The sequence below is a fragment of the Pseudomonas sp. LABIM340 genome, from assembly GCF_040017195.2.
Lineage (GTDB): Bacteria > Pseudomonadota > Gammaproteobacteria > Pseudomonadales > Pseudomonadaceae > Pseudomonas.
On the sequence record NZ_CM200227.1, the window covers coordinates 3,134,231 to 3,154,972 of the forward strand.

Annotated in this window: 15 protein-coding genes; 8 read left to right on the top strand and 7 right to left on the bottom strand. The window is 66.6% G+C overall.

What is annotated here, in order from left to right:
- Window positions 1-248 precede the first annotated feature (248 nt).
- The gene (locus ABKS89_RS14525) at window positions 249-584 is read left to right on the top strand and encodes a co-regulatory protein PtrA N-terminal domain-containing protein (protein WP_138216740.1); all 336 of its coding nucleotides are present in this window, start codon (window positions 249-251) and stop codon (window positions 582-584) included.
- Window positions 585-602: 18 nt separating this feature from the next.
- On the opposite strand, the gene ABKS89_RS14530 is transcribed toward ABKS89_RS14525, so the two are convergent.
- A complete protein-coding gene (locus tag ABKS89_RS14530; RefSeq protein ID WP_138216739.1) occupies window positions 603-1,988 on the bottom strand; it encodes a heavy metal sensor histidine kinase in 1,386 nt (461 codons plus the stop codon).
- Complete coding sequence (locus ABKS89_RS14535) at window positions 1,985-2,659, bottom strand: heavy metal response regulator transcription factor (RefSeq protein WP_081517035.1); 675 nt, start codon at window positions 2,657-2,659, stop codon at window positions 1,985-1,987. Before ABKS89_RS14535 ends, ABKS89_RS14530 begins: the two co-directional genes overlap by 4 nt.
- A gap of 438 nt (window positions 2,660-3,097) precedes the next feature.
- Here ABKS89_RS14535 and ABKS89_RS14540 point away from each other — a divergent pair, with 438 nt between their 5' ends.
- From ABKS89_RS14540 to ABKS89_RS14555, 4 genes are all read left to right on the top strand, one after another.
- A complete protein-coding gene (locus ABKS89_RS14540) occupies window positions 3,098-4,309 on the top strand; it encodes a TolC family protein (RefSeq protein WP_348588927.1) in 1,212 nt (403 codons plus the stop codon).
- A gap of 168 nt (window positions 4,310-4,477) precedes the next feature.
- A complete protein-coding gene (locus ABKS89_RS14545; RefSeq protein WP_242015432.1) occupies window positions 4,478-5,728 on the top strand; it encodes an efflux RND transporter periplasmic adaptor subunit in 1,251 nt (416 codons plus the stop codon).
- 12 nt (window positions 5,729-5,740) lie between these two features.
- Window positions 5,741-8,881, top strand: coding sequence for a CusA/CzcA family heavy metal efflux RND transporter (locus ABKS89_RS14550; RefSeq protein ID WP_348588926.1), 3,141 nt, complete (start codon window positions 5,741-5,743; stop codon window positions 8,879-8,881).
- A gap of 115 nt (window positions 8,882-8,996) precedes the next feature.
- On the top strand, window positions 8,997-10,502 hold the full coding sequence (locus tag ABKS89_RS14555) for a hypothetical protein (RefSeq protein WP_348588925.1): 1,506 nt from the start codon (window positions 8,997-8,999) through the stop codon (window positions 10,500-10,502).
- Between the two features lie 262 nt (window positions 10,503-10,764).
- Here ABKS89_RS14555 and ABKS89_RS14560 read toward each other — a convergent pair whose 3' ends face one another.
- A complete protein-coding gene (locus tag ABKS89_RS14560; protein ID WP_348588924.1) occupies window positions 10,765-12,102 on the bottom strand; it encodes an OprD family porin in 1,338 nt (445 codons plus the stop codon).
- Between the two features lie 252 nt (window positions 12,103-12,354).
- On the opposite strand from ABKS89_RS14560, the gene ABKS89_RS14565 reads away from it, so the two are divergent.
- Entirely contained in the window at window positions 12,355-12,699 is a 345-nt protein-coding gene (locus ABKS89_RS14565) for a cupin domain-containing protein (protein ID WP_081517039.1), read from the top strand.
- Between the two features lie 56 nt (window positions 12,700-12,755).
- Here the strand turns inward: ABKS89_RS14565 and ABKS89_RS14570 are convergent, their stop codons facing one another.
- Window positions 12,756-13,448 carry an MgtC/SapB family protein gene (locus ABKS89_RS14570; protein WP_138216733.1) on the bottom strand — a complete coding sequence of 231 codons (693 nt, stop codon included), beginning with the start codon at window positions 13,446-13,448 and terminating at the stop codon, window positions 12,756-12,758.
- A gap of 290 nt (window positions 13,449-13,738) precedes the next feature.
- On the opposite strand from ABKS89_RS14570, the gene ABKS89_RS14575 reads away from it, so the two are divergent.
- Window positions 13,739-14,047 (top strand): NIPSNAP family protein, encoded by a 309-nt coding sequence (locus ABKS89_RS14575; RefSeq protein WP_138216732.1) that lies wholly within the window; start codon window positions 13,739-13,741, stop codon window positions 14,045-14,047.
- A 119-nt stretch (window positions 14,048-14,166) separates the two neighbouring features.
- On the opposite strand, the gene ABKS89_RS14580 is transcribed toward ABKS89_RS14575, so the two are convergent.
- The 3 genes from ABKS89_RS14580 to ABKS89_RS14590 are packed head-to-tail and all read right to left on the bottom strand — an operon-like array spanning window position 14,167 to window position 19,927.
- Window positions 14,167-15,585, bottom strand: a complete 1,419-nt coding sequence (locus tag ABKS89_RS14580) for an efflux transporter outer membrane subunit (protein ID WP_348589116.1) — start codon at window positions 15,583-15,585, stop codon at window positions 14,167-14,169.
- A 5-nt stretch (window positions 15,586-15,590) separates the two neighbouring features.
- Window positions 15,591-18,722: a multidrug efflux RND transporter permease subunit gene (locus ABKS89_RS14585; RefSeq protein ID WP_348588923.1), complete on the bottom strand. Its 3,132-nt coding sequence runs from the start codon at window positions 18,720-18,722 to the stop codon at window positions 15,591-15,593.
- A 26-nt stretch (window positions 18,723-18,748) separates the two neighbouring features.
- Window positions 18,749-19,927: a MexC family multidrug efflux RND transporter periplasmic adaptor subunit gene (locus ABKS89_RS14590; protein WP_348588922.1), complete on the bottom strand. Its 1,179-nt coding sequence runs from the start codon at window positions 19,925-19,927 to the stop codon at window positions 18,749-18,751.
- 196 nt (window positions 19,928-20,123) lie between these two features.
- Here ABKS89_RS14590 and ABKS89_RS14595 point away from each other — a divergent pair, with 196 nt between their 5' ends.
- Entirely contained in the window at window positions 20,124-20,684 is a 561-nt protein-coding gene (locus ABKS89_RS14595; RefSeq protein WP_138216729.1) for a TetR/AcrR family transcriptional regulator, read from the top strand.
- Window positions 20,685-20,742: the final 58 nt, after the last annotated feature.

Here is a 20,742-nt window from a genome sequence, read left to right on the forward strand (position 1 = left end):
CAACTTATTGAGAACTGGCCGGGTGGCTAATGGCCAGAGAACCCACCCGGGGGGCCGACAGCACACAGACAGTTGTCGGACGCCGAGAGTTCACCGCTGGGAAAATGCGCGGATGAGTGGTGGGAAATTGCCTGCACGGCCTGGACAACCCGTGCGCCGGATAACCGAATCGTCATCCTTGCCTCAGCTTCCCGTTAGCGGCGGCCTCTTAAGGTGGAGTCACTTTCAACCACCACGAGGTGACTGCCATGAAACTCTCCCGCATCTTCCTGACCGCCGCCCTGCTGGGCGCTTCCTCCCTGGCCCTGGCCGATGGTGGCGGCGACATCACCTTCGCCCGCATGGAGCAGGCCCGCCAGCAGGTCATGCAGGCGCGCCAGAGCGCACCGTCGCCGACGCAGATCGCCGAGGCGAAGCAGTACACCTACGGGATGAACCTGGACATCGCCGAAGTCGTGGCGGTGACGCCGATGAGCACCGACTGCGGCGTGGTGCCGGTGCAGTTGCGCTACAAGGACTCCTTCGGCGACGAGCAGGCCATCGAATACCGCACCGAACGCGTCGCCTGCCGCGCCACCCGCTGATCTTGAGCTGGGTGGAGGTCAGTCGGGTGACGAAGGAAACGTCAGGAGGAAGCGCGTCGGTCCTTCCTCCGAACTCTGCGCGCTGGCCGAGCCCAGGTGCAGCTCCATGATCGAACGCACGATGGCCAGCCCCAGGCCGGTGCCGCCCAGTGCCCGCGAACGCCCCTTGTCCACCCGGTAGAAGCGCTCGAACAGGTGCTCCAGGTGTTCGGCGGCAATGCCTGCGCCGGGGTTCTGCACCTGCAAGGTCACGGCTTCGCCGTCGTCGCGCACCTGCACGCTGATGCGCTCGCCCCTGGGTGTGTGGCGAATGGCGTTGGACAGCAGGTTGGAAATCGCGCGCTGGATCATCAGGCGGTCGCCCACCACCAGCCCGTGACCCTCGATGACAATGGAGAGCGACTTCTCCTCGGCGCTGAAATCGAACAGCTCGGCGACCTTCGCCGCTTCCTCTTCCAGCCGCACCGGCTCCTGCGGCAGCAGCGCGCGCGGATGGCTGACCTGGGCGAGGAACAGCATGTCGCTGACGATTCGGCCGACCCGCTCCAGTTCCTCGGTACTCGCCGCCAGCACCGTCTCGTACTCTTCCTTTTCCCGTGGCCGCGACAGCGTCACCTGCGCCTTGCCCAACAGGTTGCCGATGGGCGAGCGCAGCTCGTGGGCGATGTCGTCGGAGAACTGCGTGAGCTGCTGCACGCCGCCATCCAGCCGGTGCAGCATCAGGTTCAGCGCCCGCGCGGCCTTGCCCAGCTCCCGTGGCAGGTCCTGCAGCGGGATGCGGTGGCTGAGGTCCTGGGTAGTGACCAGCGAGGCCACCTGGCCGAACTGGCGCAACGGCTGCAGGCCGCGCTTGGCCACCAGGCGCGCGCCGAGGGCGATCAGCAGCAGCAACGGCGGCACCGCCAGCCAGGCCGAACGCAGAAAGGAGCCGAGCAGGGCGTCGTCGTCGCGCCGATCCAGGGTCAGGAACACCCGCAGGCTGTTGCCGTCGCGCAGACGGATCAGGCTGCGTTCGGTGAGCAGACGGCGGCCGTCCGGCGCGGTCCAGCCGAAAGCACGGCCATTGCCGGAGAACCCATCGAGTATCGCCAAGTCGGCATTCGGCCCGCTGCTGAACTGCGCCGGCCGCCCGCGCTGTTCATCGAGCAGCGCGGCGCTGAGGTTGTCGTGGCCCATCAGCTGGTCCTGCAGGGCATGGCCGCGCAGGGGCAGGGCGGCGAGGCCGGGGTCGGCCTCCAGTGCGTGGCGCAGTTGCCCGAGCTTGTCCTCCAGCTCGCGGTGGGCGCGCTGGTCCAGCTGATGGTCGAGGGCGAGGTAGGCGAGTGTGAGCAGCAGGGCCATCAGCACCGACCCCAGCACGCCAACCCACAGGCCGATGCGCAGCGACAGGCTGGCCGGCTTCATGCGCGGGACTCCAGCACGTAGCCGACCCCGCGCAGGGTGTGGATCAGCTTGTCGGCGAAGGGATCGTCGACCTTTGCACGCAGGCGGCGGATGGTGACTTCCACCACGTTGGTGTCGCAGTCGAAGTTCATGTCCCAGACCAGCGAGATGATCTGCGTGCGCGAGAGCACTTCGCCGCTGCGGCTCATCAGCAGGTGCAGCAGGGCGAACTCCTTGCTGGTCAGGTCGATGCGCTGGCTGTCGCGGTAGGCGCGATGGCGGCCGGGGTCCAGCTCCAGCCCGCCGATCTGCAGCACCTGCGGCTGGTCGATGCGCTCGCTGCGGCGCATCAGCGAACGCACGCGGGCCAGCAGTTCGGGAAATTCGAAGGGTTTGAGCAGGTAGTCGTCGGCGCCCAGGTCGAAGCCTTTCACCCGCTCGGTGAGGCGGCCGCGGGCGGTAAGCATCATCACGCGGATGTCGCTGTGCTGGCGCAGGCTGGCGAGCACGTCCCAGCCGTCCATCTGCGGCAGGTTCACATCGAGGATGACCAGGTCGTAGGCGCACTGCCGGGCCAGGTGCAGGCCGTCGACGCCGTTGTCGGCGCGGTCGACGACATAGCCGCTTTCGCTCAGTCCCTGTTGCAGATAGTCGGCCGTCTTGTGGTCGTCCTCGATGAGCAGGATTTTCATGGATAGTTACCCGGTAATTACGTGAAGAGTGGTGCCGCAGGCGCAGGGAAGTTCATGCCGCCAACGAGAAAGGCGCGCAGTCTAGAAGCTGTAGTGACTTCAAGGTCAACCGTGGCGATGTCGCATTTCTGGCTGGCTGAGGAGTACTGAAAGTTCTGTAGGTCGCTGGTCTGTAAGGGATTTCAGAAGGTCTTCGGTTTGTCCGGAGTGCCGCGAATTGTTTCCTGAAGTTACCTGGAAGAGGCGCTATGCCTTTTTAAATACATACAACGGGACGTCGGCAAATGGCCAATTACATGTTTGTAATTATCCAGTCACCTTGTCGCTAGAGAGGCACTTCTAGATTCGCCGGTGGAAATGACGGGATGCCGTCGAAGTTGACTCCACCGTGCGAGGTTCGCCGTGTTTTCAAGACGTACTGGATTTGCCGCGCCGGCAATGCTGCTGGCGTTGCTGCTCTGGCAGTTGCCAAGCGGGGTACAGGCCCGCGAGATCGGCATCGAGGATGCCCTGCAGGCCGCCGCCAGCGGCAACCCCGAGCTGGCCGCCAGCGGCCGGGAAATCGGCATCGCCCAGGGATTGCGCGAACAGGCTGGGCTGCTGCGCAACCCGACGCTGTCCTGGGATCAGGAAGGCACCGATTCGCGCAATCGCACCACCACGATCGGCATCAGCCAGCCGCTGGAACTGGGCGGCAAGCGCGGCGCGCGGGTGGAACTGGCCGAGCGCGGCCAGGATGTTGCCGCACTGAGCCTGCAGGCGCGACGCAACCAGCTGCGTGGCGAAGTGATCGCGGCTTTCTACACGTCCTTGCGCGCCCAGGAACGGGAGCGCCTGGCACAGCAGTCGGTGGAATTGGCGCAGCGTGGCGTGACTGCGGCCGAGGGGCGCGTGCGTGCCGGCAAGGCACCGCCGCTGGAGGCCAACCGCGCGCAGGTGCAACTCGCCGAAGTACGCCTGGAACAGTCCCGCGCCCGCCGCGAGCGAGCCGATGCCAACCAGGCGCTGGCCGCGCTGATGGGCTTGGCACTGCCGGATTTCAGCGGCGTGCGCAGCGACAGCGTCGAGCCCTTGCCCGGACTGCCCAGCAGCAATCAACTGCTCGACCGCCTGGGCGACAGCGCGGAAATGCGGCTGGCGCAGACCCGTATCGACCAGGGCGAGGCGGCTGTGCGGCTGGCGAAGACCCAGCGCATTCCCGACCTCGACGTCAGCGTCGGCACCCAGGAGGCCATCGACGCCGGCAACCGCGACCGCATCGCGGTGATCGGTTTCAGCCTGCCGTTGCCGCTGTTCGACCGCAACCAGGGCAACATCCTCGCCGAATCCCGCCGCGCCGATCAGGCCCGCGACCTGCGCAACGCCACCGAACTGCGCTTGCGCCAGGAAACCCAGCAGGCGCTGCAGCAGTGGAGCACCGCCCAGGGCGAGGTGTATGCCTTCCGCCAGACCATCCTGCCCAGCGCCCAGACCGCCGTGGAGAGCGCCACGCGCGGCTTCGAGATGGGCAAGTTCGGCTTCCTCGAAGTGCTCGACGCCCAGCGCACCCTGATCACCGCGCGCGACCAGTACCTGCGCGCGCTGGCCCAGGTCAGCGATGCCTGGGGACGGATCGAAAAGGTCTACGGCGATGTCGGCGCGGCCCGCTAACCGCCGCGCCTGGCTCGGTCTGCTGCTCGTGAGCCTGACGCCATCCGCCGCCGCGCCCATCGTCAGCCTGCCCGTGCACTGGTGCGTCCATGACCTCTTCAGCACCCTCCATCACCCTGCGGTGCCCGCGCTGCGGCGCGGCGCCGGCGGATATTTCCCGGAGCTTCCATGATCAAGAAAACCCCTCTTGCCGCCGCCGTTCTGCTGGCCTCCGCGCTGGGCGTCAGCGCCTACGCCTGGATGGGCAGCGAACAGGCCGGCGGCAGCCACCTCGACGACGCGACCCATGCGGACGGCGAGCACCACGGCAACGCCGCGCCGACCCGCCATGCCGAAGCAGCCAGCCATGCCGATGGCGAGCACCACGCCGCCAAGGACGCGCCAACCGAAGAGGAGGGCCTGCACCTCAGCCCTGCGCAGATCGAAGCCGCCGGCATCCAGCTCGCCACCGCCGGGCCGAAAGCGCTGGATGAGGCATTCAGCCTGCCCGGCGAGATCGGCTTCGACCAGGACCGTACTGCCCACGTCGTGCCTCGCACGCCAGGTGTGGTGGAGTCGGTGAAGGTGGACCTGGGGCAGAGCGTGAAGAAGGGTGAGCTGCTGGCGGTGATCGCCAGCCAGCAGGTTTCCGAATTGCGCAGCGAGCTGGCCGCTGCCCAGCGCCGGGCGAGCCTGGCGAGCAAGACCTTCGAACGCGAGCGGGAGCTGTGGCAGGAGAAGATTTCCGCCGAGCAGGACTACCTGCAGGCGCGCCAGGACCTGGAAGAAGCGCGCATCGCCCTGGCCAACGCGCAGCAGAAGACCAACGCACTGAGCGGCGTGTCGGCCAGCGGCGGGGGCAATCGTTATGAGCTGCGCGCTCCCTTCGATGGCGTGGTGGTGGAGAAGCACCTGGTGCCCGGCGAGGTGGTCAGCGAGACCACCGCGGCCTTCACGCTGTCTGATCTGTCGCGGGTCTGGGCCAGCTTCAGCGTGGCGCCGCAGGACCTGGCGCGGGTGCAGGTGGGCAAGCCGGCGCGGGTGGAAGCGGCGGACCTCGGCATGCAGGTCGACGGCCGCGTCAGCTATGTCGGCAACCTGCTCGGCGAGCAGACCCGCAGCGCGGTGGCTCGCGTCACCCTGGCCAATCCCGATGGCGCCTGGCGCCCCGGCCTGTTCGTCAACGTACGAGTAAGCACCTCCGCGCGTGAAGTTGCGGTCGCAGTCCCGGAGCAGGCGATCCAGGAGGTGGAAGGCAAGCCCAGCGTCTTCGTGCGCAGCGCCGAAGGCTTCGATCCGCGCCCGGTCGACCTGGGGGTACGCAGTGCCGGTGAGGTCGAGGTGCTGGCGGGCCTCGTCGCCGGTGACCAGGTGGCCACCGAAGGCAGCTTCATTCTCAAGTCGGAGCTGGGCAAGAGCTCGGCGTCCCACGCGCACTGACGGAGCGAAGGCATGTTCGAACGCATTATTCGTTTCGCCATCGAGCAGCGTTATCTCGTACTGCTCGCCGTCCTCGGCATGGCCGGTCTGGGTATCGCCAGCTACCAGAAGCTGCCCATCGACGCGGTCCCCGACATCACCAACGTGCAGGTGCAGATCAACACCTCGGCGCCGGGCTTCACCCCGCTGGAGACCGAGCAGCGCGTCACCTACCCGGTGGAGACCGCCATGGCGGGCCTGCCGGGCCTGCAGCAGACGCGCTCGATCTCGCGCTCGGGGCTGTCGCAGGTGACGGTGATCTTCAAGGACGGCACCGACCTGTTCTTCGCCCGCCAGCTGGTCAACGAACGCCTGCAGCAGGCGCGCGAGCAACTGCCCGAGGGCGTCGAATCGGCCATGGGGCCGATCTCCACCGGCCTCGGCGAAATCTTCCTGTGGACCATCGAGGCCGAGCAGGGCGCACGCAAGGAGGACGGGAGCGAGTACACGCCGACCGACCTGCGGGTGATCCAGGACTGGGTGATCAAGCCGCAGCTGCGCAACGTACCCGGCGTCGCCGAAGTGAACACCATCGGCGGCTTCGCCAAGCAGTTCCAGGTTGCGCCCGATACCCGCCGGCTGGCGGCCTATCGGTTGACCCTGGCGGATGTGATCGCTGCGCTGGAGCGCAACAACGCCAACGTCGGCGCCGGCTACATCGAGCGCAACGGCGAGCAACTACTGGTGCGTGCGCCGGGGCAGGTAGGCAGCCTGGAAGACATCGCCAATATCGTGGTGGCCAATGTCGACGGCACGCCGATCCGCCTGCGCAACGTTGCCGAGGTCGATCTCGGCCGCGAGCTGCGCACCGGCGCCGCCACCGAGGATGGCCGCGAAGTGGTGCTCGGCACGGTGTTCATGCTGATCGGCGAGAACAGCCGCACCGTCGCCAAGGCTGCCGCCGCCAAGCTCGATGAGATCAACCGCACGCTGCCGGCCGGGGTCAAGGCGGTGACCGTCTATGACCGCATGCAACTGGTCGACAAGGCCATCGCCACGGTCAAACGCAACCTTACCGAGGGCGCGATCCTGGTGATCGCGGTGCTCTTCCTGTTCCTCGGCAACATCCGCGCGGCGCTGATCACCGCCATGGTGATCCCGCTGGCCATGTTGTTCACCTTCACCGGCATGTTCAGCAATCGCATCAGCGCCAACCTGATGAGTCTCGGCGCGCTGGACTTCGGCATCATCGTCGATGGCGCCGTGGTGATAGTCGAGAACGCCATCCGCCGCCTGGCCCACGCGCAGCAACATCATGGTCGCATGCTGACCCGCAGTGAGCGCCTGCACGAAGTCTTCGCCGCATCGAAGGAAGCGCGCCGTGCGCTGATCTACGGCCAGCTGATCATCATGGTGGTGTACCTGCCGATCTTCGCCCTCACCGGCGTCGAGGGCAAAATGTTCCACCCCATGGCCTTCACCGTGGTGCTGGCCCTGCTGGGGGCGATGATCCTCTCGGTGACCTTCGTACCGGCGGCCATCGCGCTGTTCATCACCGGCAAGGTCAAGGAAGAGGAAAACCTGCTGATGCGCAGTGCGCGCCGTGCCTACGAGCCGGTACTGGACTGGGTGATGGCACGCCGCGCGCTGGTGTTCGCCGTGGCCGCCGTGCTGGTGGTGCTTTCGGGCGTGATTGCCAGCCGCATGGGCAGCGAGTTCGTGCCCAGCCTGGGCGAGGGCGACTTCGCCCTGCAATCGTTGCGCACGCCAGGCACCAGCCTGTCGCAGTCGGTGGCCATGCAGGAAAAGCTCGAGCGCCAGGTGCTGGACAAGGTGCCCGAGGCTCTGCGCATGTTCAGCCGCACCGGCACCGCGGAGATCGCCTCCGACCCGATGCCGCCGAACATCTCCGACGCCTACGTGATGCTCAAGCCCAAGGAGCAGTGGCCCGACCCGAAGAAGAGCCGCGCGCAGCTGGAGGCGGAAATCCAGGAGGCTGCCAACGGCGTACCGGGCAGCGCCTACGAACTGTCGCAGCCGATTCAGCTGCGTTTCAACGAGCTGATTTCCGGGGTGCGCAGCGACGTGGCGGTGAAGGTTTTCGGCGACGACATGGGCGTGCTGAACCAGACTGCGGAGCAGATCGCCGGCGTGCTGCGCCAGGTGCAGGGCTCGTCCGAGGTGAAGGTCGAGCAGACCAGCGGCCTGCCGGTGCTCACCGTCAACATCGACCGCCAGCGTGCGGCGCGCTACGGGCTGAATGTCGGCGACATCCAGGACAACGTCGCCGTGGCCATCGGCGGCCGCCAGGCGGGTACGCTGTTCGAGGGCGACCGTCGCTTCGACCTGATCGTGCGCCTGCCGGAAAACCTGCGCAGCGATATCGACGCGCTGTCGCGCATGCTCATTCCGGTGCCAGCCCCGGCCAACGCCACGGACTCGCGCATCGGCTTCATCACCCTGGGCGAGGTGGCGCGCCTGGAGCTGGTGCAGGGGCCGAACCAGGTCAGCCGTGAGAACGGCAAGCGTCTCGTCGTGGTCAGCGCCAACGTGCGCGGGCGGGATATCGGCTCGTTCGTCTCCGAGGCCAGCGGCAACATCGAGCAGCAGGTGAAGCTGCAGGCCGGTTACTGGACCACATGGGGCGGCCAGTTCGAGCAGTTGCAGTCGGCGGCGCAACGCTTGCAGATCGTGGTGCCGGTGGCGCTGTTGCTGGTGTTCACCTTGCTGCTGATGATGTTCAACAACGTCCGTGACGGGTTGGTGGTGTTCACCGGGATTCCCTTCGCCCTCACCGGCGGCGTAGTCGCGCTGTGGCTGCGCGACATTCCCTTGTCGATCTCCGCCGGCGTCGGTTTCATCGCGCTGTCGGGGGTGGCGGTGCTCAACGGCCTGGTGATGATCTCCTTCATCCGCAGCCTGCGGGAGGAAGGGCGCGGCCTCGATGCGGCGATCCGCGAGGGCGCGCTGACGCGCCTGCGCCCGGTGCTGATGACGGCGCTGGTGGCGTCCCTGGGCTTCGTGCCGATGGCCCTGGCGACCGGTACCGGCGCGGAAGTGCAGCGGCCGCTGGCGACGGTGGTGATCGGCGGCATCCTGTCCTCGACCACGCTGACGCTACTGGTGCTCCCGGCGTTGTATCGATGGATGCATCGGCGGGATGAGGAGGCGTAGCTTGTGATTCGCCGGATGGAGGCTCCGTGATCTCCAACCGTTGTCTCGCAGTGCATGAAGTTGTGAAATCCGCGGACTCCAATATCCTTCAGTGCAACCCCACAAGGATGTGCTGATGGACAAGACCTGCTTGAAGTGCGGACACGTGCATCCGTTCGCTGCTGCCCAGACGTGTAACGCCTGCCCCAACTGTGGAGCCATCTATGCAAAGGTGGAGCAGGCGTTGGCCGCTGAGGCGCTGAAGCGAGCCGCGGCGGCCAGTACCACGCCGGGGCGCAGACTGTTCGCCCTGACCTGGGTGCTCTTCGCTACCTGCATGGTGCTGGTCATGGTCAGCACAGCGCTGACCTATCTCTATTACCAGGAGCACCGACTGAATCGCGTGCTGATCAGCCAGCGGGAGAGTCCCCCGGCGAGGCCTGTCATCAACCCGGCGGCCCCGGTGACCGCTACCGCACCACGGCTGGACAGCGACGCGCTGAAGCAGGCGGAGGCAAGGCCGCCGGCGAACCTGGCAGATAATGCCGAAGTCGTGGTCATCTCTGGCTATGAGCCCAAGGACAAGGCTGTCAACGGCACAGTGGTCAATGTGTTCATCAATCGGCCCGGAAAGTCCGTTCTAGTGGTACTGACCAGCTACGAAAAGATCGCCTGGAAGGTGAGCGCCGGCGATGGGACGCTCATCAAGGGTATCCTGATCTCCAGCTATGAACCTTCCAGCGTTCGCAGCAACATTCAGGTCCCGGTCTACCGCACCAAGCTGCCCTACAGCTACCAGAAGGACAGTGCGGGATTTGCTTCGCTGCTCAATGGAGTGAACCGGCTTTTCGGTATCCAGAAGGTGGATGTTTTCCGGGGCGAGTATTCGCTGCCCAACGTTATCACCGTCGACCGCCTCGACCCTCCGCAAGCGGCGCTCACCGTACAGGGCGAACAGCCGCAGGCGCCGGTGAAGGGCATGCGTTTCGAACTCGTCGACGGTAATTTCAACCCGGTTCGCTGGTCGCTGACGGGCCCGGTGGACGGTACCGCGCAGGTCATCCTGGCCCCTGAAAAGGCCGTCAGGTCTGATCAGGACAAGCGCATCTACCGTATCGTCAGTCACAGCATTACCGCGCAGGACCCCAGCAGCTCCGCACCAGCGGAACTGCAGATGCCGGACAACTTCCCGAGCCTCTCCTGGCCCACGGCCGTCGCCTACGACAGCAAACGTCACTATGTCACGCTCGTTTCGCTGGGCGGCGAAGGGTTCCTCTATCGCTTCGACACCCAGGCCGGGCGCTGGCTGGACTTCCGCTCGCTGGAGAATATCGACATCAACGCGTTGGCCTATGACGAAGTGGCCGATCGTTACGTCGCCTGGACTACCGACGGCAGCCTGCTGTTCATTGCCGCTGATGGCACACCGCTGCATACCAAGCCACTGCTCGGTCGTTCCACCGACTTTCATCGCCGGTATGCAGATGGCAGCCCGATCTCCAGCAGCCCTCGGCTGGTGCCTCACGGGGACCAGATAGCACTCGTCGAACTACAGGGCGGCATGGTGGAAAGGATCTGGTACTACGACCTTGAACTGGACGTCTTCCAGTTGACCTACCGGCGGCAACGCCCCGCGGGCTGATGAATCTGACAGCCAGCGGTCGTGCAGACGGGCACAGTGGGTCGGCCTGTCCGATGCGCAAAAAAAAGGCGCCCATGTGGGCGCCGAGAGTTCCTCTCCCCCCAAAGGGCACGTGGAGCGCCAGGGAGAGGAGCAGTGCTGCGGGGAAATCATCACCAGAAGCCTTGGGGGGCGGTGATGGCTTCCGTTATACGCAGGCGCGCCTAACGGGAGGCTGAGGCGCAGCTGACAATTCCGTCATCCGCCCGTCAGGCGCAGGCCGTCACAGAATCGCCAGCGGGTATTCGACGATCAGTCGCACTTCGTCCAGGTCCGACTCGAAGGCGGTGGAACGGGTGGTCGCCTGGCGCACGCGCAGGGAAAGGTCCTTGAGCTGGCCTTCCTGGAATACGTACTTGGCCTCGACGTCGCGCTCCCAGCGCTTCTGGTCCGTGAGCGGGTCGCCGTTGTCATCCGTGCGCATGTACACAGCGTTGGCGTTGGAATAGTCGGCGTCGGTGCCGCGGGCGTAGCGGGTCATGAAGCTCAGCCCCGGTACGCCGTAGGTGGCCATGTCGAGGTCGTAGCGGACCATCCACGAGCGCTCCTTCGGCGAGTTGAAGTCGCTGTACTGGATGGAGTTGTCCAGGTAGATCGAGTCGGCCTGGCGCAGGTAGTCGAAGTCGTTGTTGCCGTTGTTGCGCTGGTGGCTGACGGCGATGCGGTGGGCGCCGAAGTGCACGCCGGCGCTGGCGCTCCAGATGTTGGTGTTGAACTCGCCGAGCAGCTCGCGCCCCTCGTCCTGCGACTTGTAGTAGTTGAAGCCGCCGAACAGCTCTACGGCCTCGCTGAGCGGGAAGTTCAGCGCGGTGCCGAAGTAGTACTGGTTCCAGGCATCCTTCAGGCGGCTGCTGTAGAGGCTGACGCTGGCGTTGTCGTTGATGGCGTAGTCGCCGCCGCCGTAGGCGAGCCAGGCCGAATCCACCGGGCCGGCGTAGAAGGTGGCGAAGCCGTCGTCCATCTGCCGCGACTGCGGCTGGCTCATGGCGTGCAGGCGGCCGCCTTGCAGCGTCAGGCCCTTGAGGCTGGTGTTCTGCAGGGTGAAGCCACGGAAGGATTCGGGCAGCAGGCGCGAGTCGCCGTAGTGCACCACGGGAGTCTCCGGGAACACGTCGCCGGCCTTCAGCACGGTGTCCCACAGGCGCACCTTGGCCGCGCCGCCGGCCTTGGCGTAGTCGCTCTCGGTGTGCCCGTCGTTGTCGGTGGGTAGCACGTCCACCGAGCTGCCGGCACCGTTGCGCCCGTCACCGGTGTCGAGCTGGAAGCCGACCATGGCGAAGGCGTCGACGCCCACGCCGACCGTACCCTGGGTAAAGCCGGATTCGAACTTGCCGATGATCCCCTGGGCCCAGACTTCCGAGTAGCCGTTGCCGCGCGGCGGCACCGACTGGCCGTGGCGGGCATCGCGGTTGAAGTAGAGGTTGCGGTTGAGGACTTCCAGGCTGGCACCTTCGAGGAAGCCTTCGGCCTTGTCAGCGGTTTTTGCCTCGGCGAGGACGGTCGGCGAAGCGACCCCCAGTGCCAGCAGCGAAGCCGCCAGCGGGAATTTGCTTTGGTACATGATGTGCTCCCAAGGGCAGGATGGTCGGTGACCACCTGCTGTTGTTGTTTTTGCCCAGGCGTGGCGAGGGCCACGGGCATCGTGTAGGAGCGCGGATAACGGCGAGATGAGCGGCGGATGACAAATCTGTCAGGGGGCGGATCAGAGAAGGGCGGGCAGCGCTGGCAGACATACCGATGTCGAATCCAGGCAACTCGCTCCTGCGATTCGTGGCTAGGGTGGCGGACCTTCACCGCAACGACTGGAGCTGTCATGTCCGATTTCATCACCGTGCTGCGCGACACCTGCCCGACGCCCGTGCTGGACGCCACCAAGTGGAAGCGCATCGGCGGCGACCCGCACACCGTCAACCTCAATGCCTACCTGTCGGCGGACGGCAGCAAGATCATGGGCACCTGGATCTGCACACCCGGCAAGTTCGAGGTGAACTACGAGAAGTGGGAGTACTGCCACTTCCTCGACGGCTACTGCGTCATCACCCCCGAGGGCGAGCAGCCGGTCCACCTGCGTGCCGGCGACGTGTTCGTCATCGAGCCGGGCATGAAGGGCACCTGGGAAGTGGTCGAGACGGTGCGCAAGTACTTCGTTTTCGCCTGACGTCGGGCGAGACGAAAAAAGGGAGCCTTCGGGCTCCCTTTTTCATTGCGCGATGCTTACTGCGGCCCGTCGCTGACCGACCAGCTGGCCGCCGATACGTAGGGCGCCAGGGCCAGTTCGCCGACCAGGGCTTCCAGCAGGCTGTCCTTGTCGCTCGGGGCCAGTACCAGGGCGGCCACTTCCACGTCGCCGGCGGTCTTGCGTGCGTGGCTTTCCAGGCTCTGCAGGGCGAGGCCGTTGGCGCTCAGGCGGCGCAGCAGGGTGGATCGCACCAGTGCTTCCTGGTGGGCCTCGGTGACGGCCTGGACCGTGTAGTAGCGCTCGCTGCTCGGCTCGATAGGGGCGTGACGCTGGATCCAGCGGGTCACCGAGGGCAGGGTGAGGTTGCACAGCACGATCAGCAGGGTGGCGACCAGCGCCGCCGCGAGGAATCCGGCGCCCGCCAGCACGCCCACCGCGCCGGTGCACCAGACCGTGGCGGCGGTGCTCAGGCCGCGCACGCTGAGGCCGTCGCGCATGATCACGCCGGCGCCGAGAAAGCCGATCCCGGTGACCACCTGGGCGGACATGCGCACCACCTGGTCCTCTGCGTTCATGAGGAAGGGCAGGGTGGCGAAGGTAGCTGCGCCGAGGGCGACCAGCCCGTGGGTGGCGACGCCGGTGAAGCGCTGGCGCCACTGGCGCTCCATGCCTATCAGGGCGCCAAAGCAGAGCGCCGCGAAGAGGTCGAGGACGATTTCGAAGGACATGCCTTTGTACTCCGCGCCGGTCTTGCGCCAGCGCCCGTGGGAAGGGGCATCGTGCCCCCGGTGAGGATGAAGGTGTGGCCAGTCTACCGGGCTATCGGGTCGCGCGGGGTGACATAGGGCAGCGCGTTCCGCCCGCGCCGTCGCACTCGCCTTGCCGGTAGGCGCGGGCCATTCCCGCGATCGCGCATGGCGCGCTCCAGCACGAGCGGTTGCAGGGTTGAATCCTTGTATCGATGGGCGGCTTTGCCCGGTACAGTGGCCGTCCCTTTCACCGCAAGAGAGTCGGCAAGATGGTCACCTGTTACCTGCGCTACGTGCTGGACCCGTACAAGCTCAAGGAATTCGAACACTACGGCCGGTTGTGGATCCCGCTGGTGGAGCGCTTCGGTGGCCAGCACCACGGTTACTTCCTGCCCTCCGAGGGGGCCAGCAACGTTGCCCTGGCGATGTTCACTTTCCCCAGCCTGGCCGAGTACGAAAGCTACCGGCAGCGGTCCATGGACGATCCCGAGTGCCAGGCCGCGTTCCGTTACGCGGAAGAAACCCGCTGCATCCTCAGCTACGAGCGCAGCTTCTTCCGGCCGGTGTTCGGCGGCTGATCGCCCTGCTGCGCATAACCCGTTCCGGGTTATGCGCCCTACACGCCGCGCCGACCCGGGCCGGTTGTTCGTAGGGCGAATAACGCCTTTGGCGTTATCCGCTGTTGCAGGGCAGGAGATCAGCGCCGCGCCGTGACGTCACCGCTCCAGCCGCCGCCGAGGGCGCGGAACAGGTCCACCAGGGCGATCTGCCGCTGGGTGCTGGTCTCGATGTAGGCCGACTCGTTGACGAAGTTGCTGCGCTGCGCGTCGAGGTAGCGCAGGTGGCTGTCGACGCCGCCCTCGTAGCGCGCCTTGGCCAGTTTCAGGGTTTCATTGGTGGTGTTGGCCAGAGCCCGGCGCGCGGCTTCCTCGCGGCGCAGGGTGTCGGTCGCCGCGAGCGCGTCGGCCACTTCGCGGAACGCCGTCTGGATGGTGCCTTCGTAGGCGGCCACCGCCGAGTCCTTGCGCACCTTGGCCAGGTCGAGATTGGCGCTGTTGCGGCCGGCATCGAAGATCGGCAGCGACAGGGTCGGCACGAAGCTCCAAGAACGTGAGCCACCGTCGAACAGCCCGGACATTTCCGCGCTGGACGTGCCGAAGCTGCCGGTCAGGCTGATTCGCGGGAAGAACGCCGCGCGGGCCGCGCCGATGTCGGCGTTGCGCGCCTTGAGCACGTGCTCGGCGGCGAGGATGTCCGGGCGCCGCTCGATCAGCTCCGACGGCGTGCCCGGCGCGATGTCCTGGATCAGCATGGGCTTGTCCTGCGGCACCTGCGGGATGCGCTTGGCCGCGTCGGATGTGCCGAGCAGCAGCACCAGGGCATTGAGCGCCTGCTGCTTCTGCCGGGCATTGCTTTCCAGCTCCGCGCGGGACTGTTCGACCAGCCCCAGCGCTTCCTGATAGTCCAGCGCCGTGGCCGCGCCGGCGGTGCGTCGCTGGCTGATCAGGCCCAGCGAATCCTCGCGGCTGGCCAGGGTCTGCTCGGTGAGCAGGTGGCGGCGCTGGGCTCCATCGTAGGTGAGATAGGCCTGACTGACCTCTGCGATCAGCGCGATGCGCGCGCTGCGGGCGGCTTCCTCGGTGGAGAGGTACTGCTCCAGCGCGGCGTCGGTCAGGCTCTTCACCCGACCGAACAGGTCCAGCTCGTACTCGGGCAGCGCCAGGCCGACCTGGTAGCTGCTGCTCACCGCCGAGCTGCCGCTGTTTGACAGGTCCGCCGGCAGCCGCTGGCGATTGCCGTTGGCGGCGCCGCTCAAGCCGGGCACGCGGTCGGCGCGCTGGATGCGGTACTGCGCGCGGGCCTGTTCGATGTCCAGCAGGGTCTGGCGCAGCGAGCGGTTGTTGTCCAGAGCGACGTTCACCAGCTCGCGCAGTTCGCTGTCGACGATGAAGGTCTGCCAGTCGAGGTTGCTGGCCGCGGCGCCGGGCTGGGCGGCGGGGCTGCTCCAGCTCTGCGCCACCGGTGCTTCCGGGCGCTCGTAGGTGGGCGCCATGGAGCAGCCGCCCAGAACAGTCGCCAGCAGCAGGGCGCTGGCGGCAAAGGCAGGTTTGCGCAGGGTGGTCATTGCGCGGCCTCCGTGGGTTGATGCGCAGGTTTGGGTTGGCGACGCAGCAGCGACAGCAGCCAGACGAAGCAGATGGGCACGAAGATCACCCCCAGCAGCGTGGCGCTGAGCATCCCGCCGATCACCCCGGTGCCGATGGCGCGCTGGCTGGCGGCGCCGGCTCCGCTGGCGACCACCAGCGGCACCACGCCGAGGATGAAGGCCATGGAGGTCATGATGATCGGGCGGAAGCGCAGGCGCGCGGCCTGGATCGCGGCGTCGCGCAGGCTGTGGCCCTGTTCCCAGAGTTCCTTGGCGAACTCGACGATGAGGATCGCGTTCTTCGCCGCAAGACCAATGATGGTGATCAGGCCGACCTTGAAGTACACGTCGTTGGGCAGCCCGGTGACCGTCACCGCGAGCACCGCGCCGAGGGCGCCGATGGGCACGATGAGCATCACCGACAACGGGATCGCCCAGCTCTCGTAGAGCGCCACCAGCAGCAGGAACACCACCAGGATCGCCAGGGCGAACAGCTGGGTGGCCTGGCCGCTGGCGACCTTCTCCTGATAGGAGAGGCCGGTCCACTCGTAGCCGATGCCGGCCGGCAGCTCGCTTACCAGACGTTGCATTTCCGCCATGGCTTCGCCGGTACTGACGCCGGGGGCGGCGTCGCCGGAGATGCGGATCGACGGATAGCCGTTGTAGCGCGCCAGCTGCACCGGGCCTTCTTCCCAGCGGGTGCTGACGAAGGCGGACAGCGGCACCAGCTCGCCGGCGCTGTTGGGCACGTAGAGCTTCAGCACGGCTTCCGGGGTCATCCGGTCGCCCTGTTCGGCCTGCACCACCACGCGTTGCTGGCGGCCGGCGTTGGCGAAGTCGTTGATTACCGCGGAACCGAAGGCGGTGGACAGCGCGCTGCTGATGGACTCGAAGCTGACGCCCAGGGTGCGTGCCTTCTCGCGGTCGATCTCCAGGCGCAGCTGAGGTGCCTCGGCGAGGCCTTCCATCATGGCGTAGAGGATCTTCGGGTTGCCATTGGCTTCGCCGAGCAACTGGTCGCGGGCCGCCAGCAGCGCCTCGCGGCCGAGGCCGGCGCGGTCCTGCAGGCGCAGCGAGAAGCCGCCGGAGTTGCCCAGGCCGTCGATCGGTGGCGGGGTCACGGCCATGATCGCGCCGTCGCTGATGCCGGCGAAACGCTCGTTGATCGCCGCGGTTTCCGCTTCGGCGGACTGCGATTTGTCGCGCACGGACCAGTCCTTCAGGGTCGGGAAGGCCAGCGCGGCGTTCTCGCCCATGCCGGAGAAGCTGAAGCCCATCACCAGGAAGGACGAGGCCACGGCCTCGCGGGACTTGAGGAATTGCTCCAGCTCCTGGCCGGTGACGTCGGCGCGCGCGCGGGTGGCGCCCGGCGGCAGCTGGATGTCGACGATCATGTAGCCCTGGTCTTCCACCGGCACGAAGGATTCCGGCAGGCGCAGGTAGCTGTAGCCGAGCAGGGCGACGATGCCGGCGTAGATCAGCATGTACCGCCCGGCACGCTTCACCAGCGCGGTGTTGAGCAGCGTGTAGCGCTCGGTCAGCCGGTTGAAGCCACGGTTGAAGGCGCCGAAGAAGCCGCGCTTCTCGTGGTGACCTTCCGGGATCGGCTTGAGCAGCGTTGCACACAGCGCCGGAGTGAAGGTCAGGGCGAGGAAGCCGGAGAACAGGATCGACACCGCCAGCGACAGGGAGAACTGCTGGTAGATCACGCCTACGGAGCCAGCCATGAATGCCAGCGGCATGAACACTGCCGACAGCACCAGGGTGATGCCGATGATCGCGCCGGACACCTGGCCCATCGCCTTGACCGTGGCGGCGGCCGGGGAGAGGCCTTCCTCCGCCATGATCCGCTCGACGTTCTCCACCACGACGATGGCGTCGTCCACCAGGATGCCGATGGCCAGCACCATGCCGAACATGGTCATCATGTTCACCGAGAAGCCCAGCAGGTACATCATCGTCAGCGTGCCGAGCAGACACACCGGCACCACGATGGCCGGGATCAGGGTGTAGCGCACGTTCTGCAGGAACAGGAACATCACCAGGAACACCAGCACCATGGCTTCGATCAGGGTGTGGATGACCTTCTCGATGGCCACGTCGACGAAGCGCGAGGTGTCGTAGGGCACCGAGTACTCGACGTCGTCGGGGAAGTTCACCGACAGCTCGGCCAGGCGTTCCTTCACCAGGGCGGCGGTCTGCAGGGCGTTGGCGCCGGGGGACAGCTGGATGGCGCCGGCCACGGTGGGCTTGCCGTCCAGGCGCGCGGTGAAGTTGTAGCTCTCGCTGCCCACTTCCAGGCGCGCCACGTCGGCCAGCTTGACGGTGGAGCCGTCCGGGTTGGCGCGCAGGACGATGCGGCCGAACTCCGCCGGGTCGTCCAGGGTGCCTTTCACGGCGAGGGTGGCGGTCAGCTCCTGCTCGGTGCTGCCGGGGGAGGCGCCGAAGCTGCCGGCCGGCACCTGCACGTTCTGCCCGCGAATGGCGTTGCCCACGTCATCGATGGACAGGCCGTAGCCGACCAGCTTCTGCGGGTCGATCCACACCCGCATCGCGGCTTCGGAGGAGAAGAACTGCAGCTTGCCGACGCCTTGTACGCGGCGCAGCTCGTTGTTGATGTTGCGCGCGGCGTAGTCGCCCAGGGCGGTGGTGTCCGTGCGCGCGGAGCCTTCCTTGTAGTTGAGCGCGTAGATCAGCAGGAAGCCGGCGCTGGTCTGCTCGACCTCCAGCCCTTGCGTGAGCACAGCCTGGGGCATGCGTGCCTCGGCCTTCTTCAGGCGATTCTGCACGTCGACCTGGGCCAGCTCCGGGTTGGTGCCGGGCTGGAAGGTGACCACCACTTCGGCCATGCCGTTGGAGTTGCTGGTGGACTCGAAGTAGAGCAGACCCTTGGCGCCGTTGAGCTCCTCCTCGATCACGCTGGTGACCGAGTCCACCAGCACCTGCGCGGAGGCGCCGGGGTAGGTGGCGGTGACGGTGATCTGCGGCGGCGCCACGCTGGGGTACTGGGCCACCGGCAGCAGCGGGATGGCCAGCAGGCCGGCCAGGGAAATGAACAGCGCCACCACCCACGCGAAGTTGGGGCGCTTGATGAAGAACAGTGACATGGGAATTCCTCGCGGCGATCCTCGCCTTACTGGCGCGACGCCTGCTGTTGCTGCTGTTGCTGCTGTTGCTGCTGTTGCTTCTGGGCTTGACGGGCTTCGACCTTGGCGCCCGGCTGCAGGCCGGTGAGGCCGCCGACGATGACCTGGTCGCCGCTGGCCAGGCCCTGGCTGATCTGCCAGCGCGAGCCCTGCATGGCGCCGGTCTGCACCTGGCGGGTCTCGACGCGGCTGTCAGCGCCGATCACCAGCACGTGGGCGGTGCCATCAGTGGCGCGTTGCACGGCGCGTTGCGGCACCAGGATGGCCTTGGCATCGGTGCCTTGCGGGGCGGTGACGCGCACGTACATGCCCGGCAGCAGCAGGCCGTCGGCGTTGTCGAACTTGCCGCGCAGCGAGACCTGGCCGGTGCCACGGTCCACCGAGATATCGGTGAACAGCAGCTCGCCCTGGCGCTCGTATTGCGTGCCTTCGACGCGCAGGCTCAGGGCCTGGCTCTGGCCGGCGGGGAGGTTGCCGCTCTTGATGGCTTCACGCAGACGCAGCGCGTCGGCCACCGGCTGGGTGAAGTCGGCGTAGATCGGGTCGAGCTGCTGGATGCGCGCCATCAGCGTGGCGTCGCCCTGGCCGACCAGCGCACCTTCGGTCACCAGCGCACGACCGATGCGGCCGGAAATCGGCGCCTTGACCGAGGCATAGCCCAGGTTCAGCCGTGCGGTTTCCAGGTCGGCCTGGGCCGAGCGCACCGAGGCCTGGGCGCTGCGCAGGTCGGCGGTGGCGGTGTCGAAGTCCTGCTGGCTGACCGCTTCGATCTTCACCAGTGGCTCGTAGCGCTTCACCCGTGCCTGGGCTTCCTGCTGCGCGGCCTGGGCCCGCGCCAATTCGCCTTCGGCGCGGGACACGGCGGCTTTCAACGGCGCCGGGTCGATCTGGAACAGCAGGTCGCCGGCCTTCACGTCGGCGCCTTCCTCGAAGCGCTTCTGCACCACGATGCCCGCCACCCGTGCGCGCACTTCGGCGACGCGCATCGGCTCGATACGCCCCGGCAACTCCGAGGTCAGGGTGAGAGGCTCGGTCGCGACCGCTACCACGTCCACCGGGCGCGCCATTTCCGCGGCCGCCTGCGGCTCGCCGGATTGTCCGCAACCCGCCAGTGCCAGCGCTGTTACCAGCGCACTGATTGTCCCTACTGCACGCAACCTGCCCATGTTTCACCCGGGGTCTGTCTTTCTAAGAGGTTGCGTATGATCTTTCTGAAGTTAAAATGAGTCAATATTGACTCATGTGAATCAAGTGTGAACAAAGATGTCATTTCCTTTGGTGGGTTGGGACTTTTTCTGCACAATGCACCCCATCCCACCTTTCCCTTGACCCTCTGACCGGTCACCGACCCGAGGCCCGCTGATGTCCCTGACTGCCCACGATGAAAGACTCCTCAAGGCGCTGGCCGCCGCCATCGTCGACCGCCCGCGGGCGACGCTGAAAGAGTTGGCGGAAGCGGCAGGGGTGAGCAAGGCGACGTTGCACCGCTTCTGCGGCACGCGCGACAACCTGGTGGAAATGCTCATGGGCTATGGCGAGCGGGTGCTCAACCAGGTCGTCAGCAACTGCGAACTGGAGAGCGCCGAGCCGCTGACAGCGTTGCGCAAATTGATCCATGAACACCTGACGCACCGTGAGGTGCTGGTCTTCCTGATGTTCCAGTACAGCCCCGACAGCCTTGACCCGTGCCTGGACGGTCGCTGGCAGTCCTACAGTGATGCGCTGGATGCCTTCTTCCTCCGCGGCCAGCAATCCGGCGTGCTGCGCATCGACGTGACGGCTGCGGTGTTCACCGAACTCTTCCTGTCGATGATCTACGGCATGGTCGATGCCGAGCGGCGCGGGCGTGCGGCCAGCTCCAGTTCGGCGACCGTGCTGGAGCAACTGTTCCTGAACGGCGCAGCGGCGCCTGCCAAGGCCTGAGGGGCTCCATGCGGGATTAGCGGGTGGTGGCTGGAAGTGGTTTTCCGTACCATTGCCG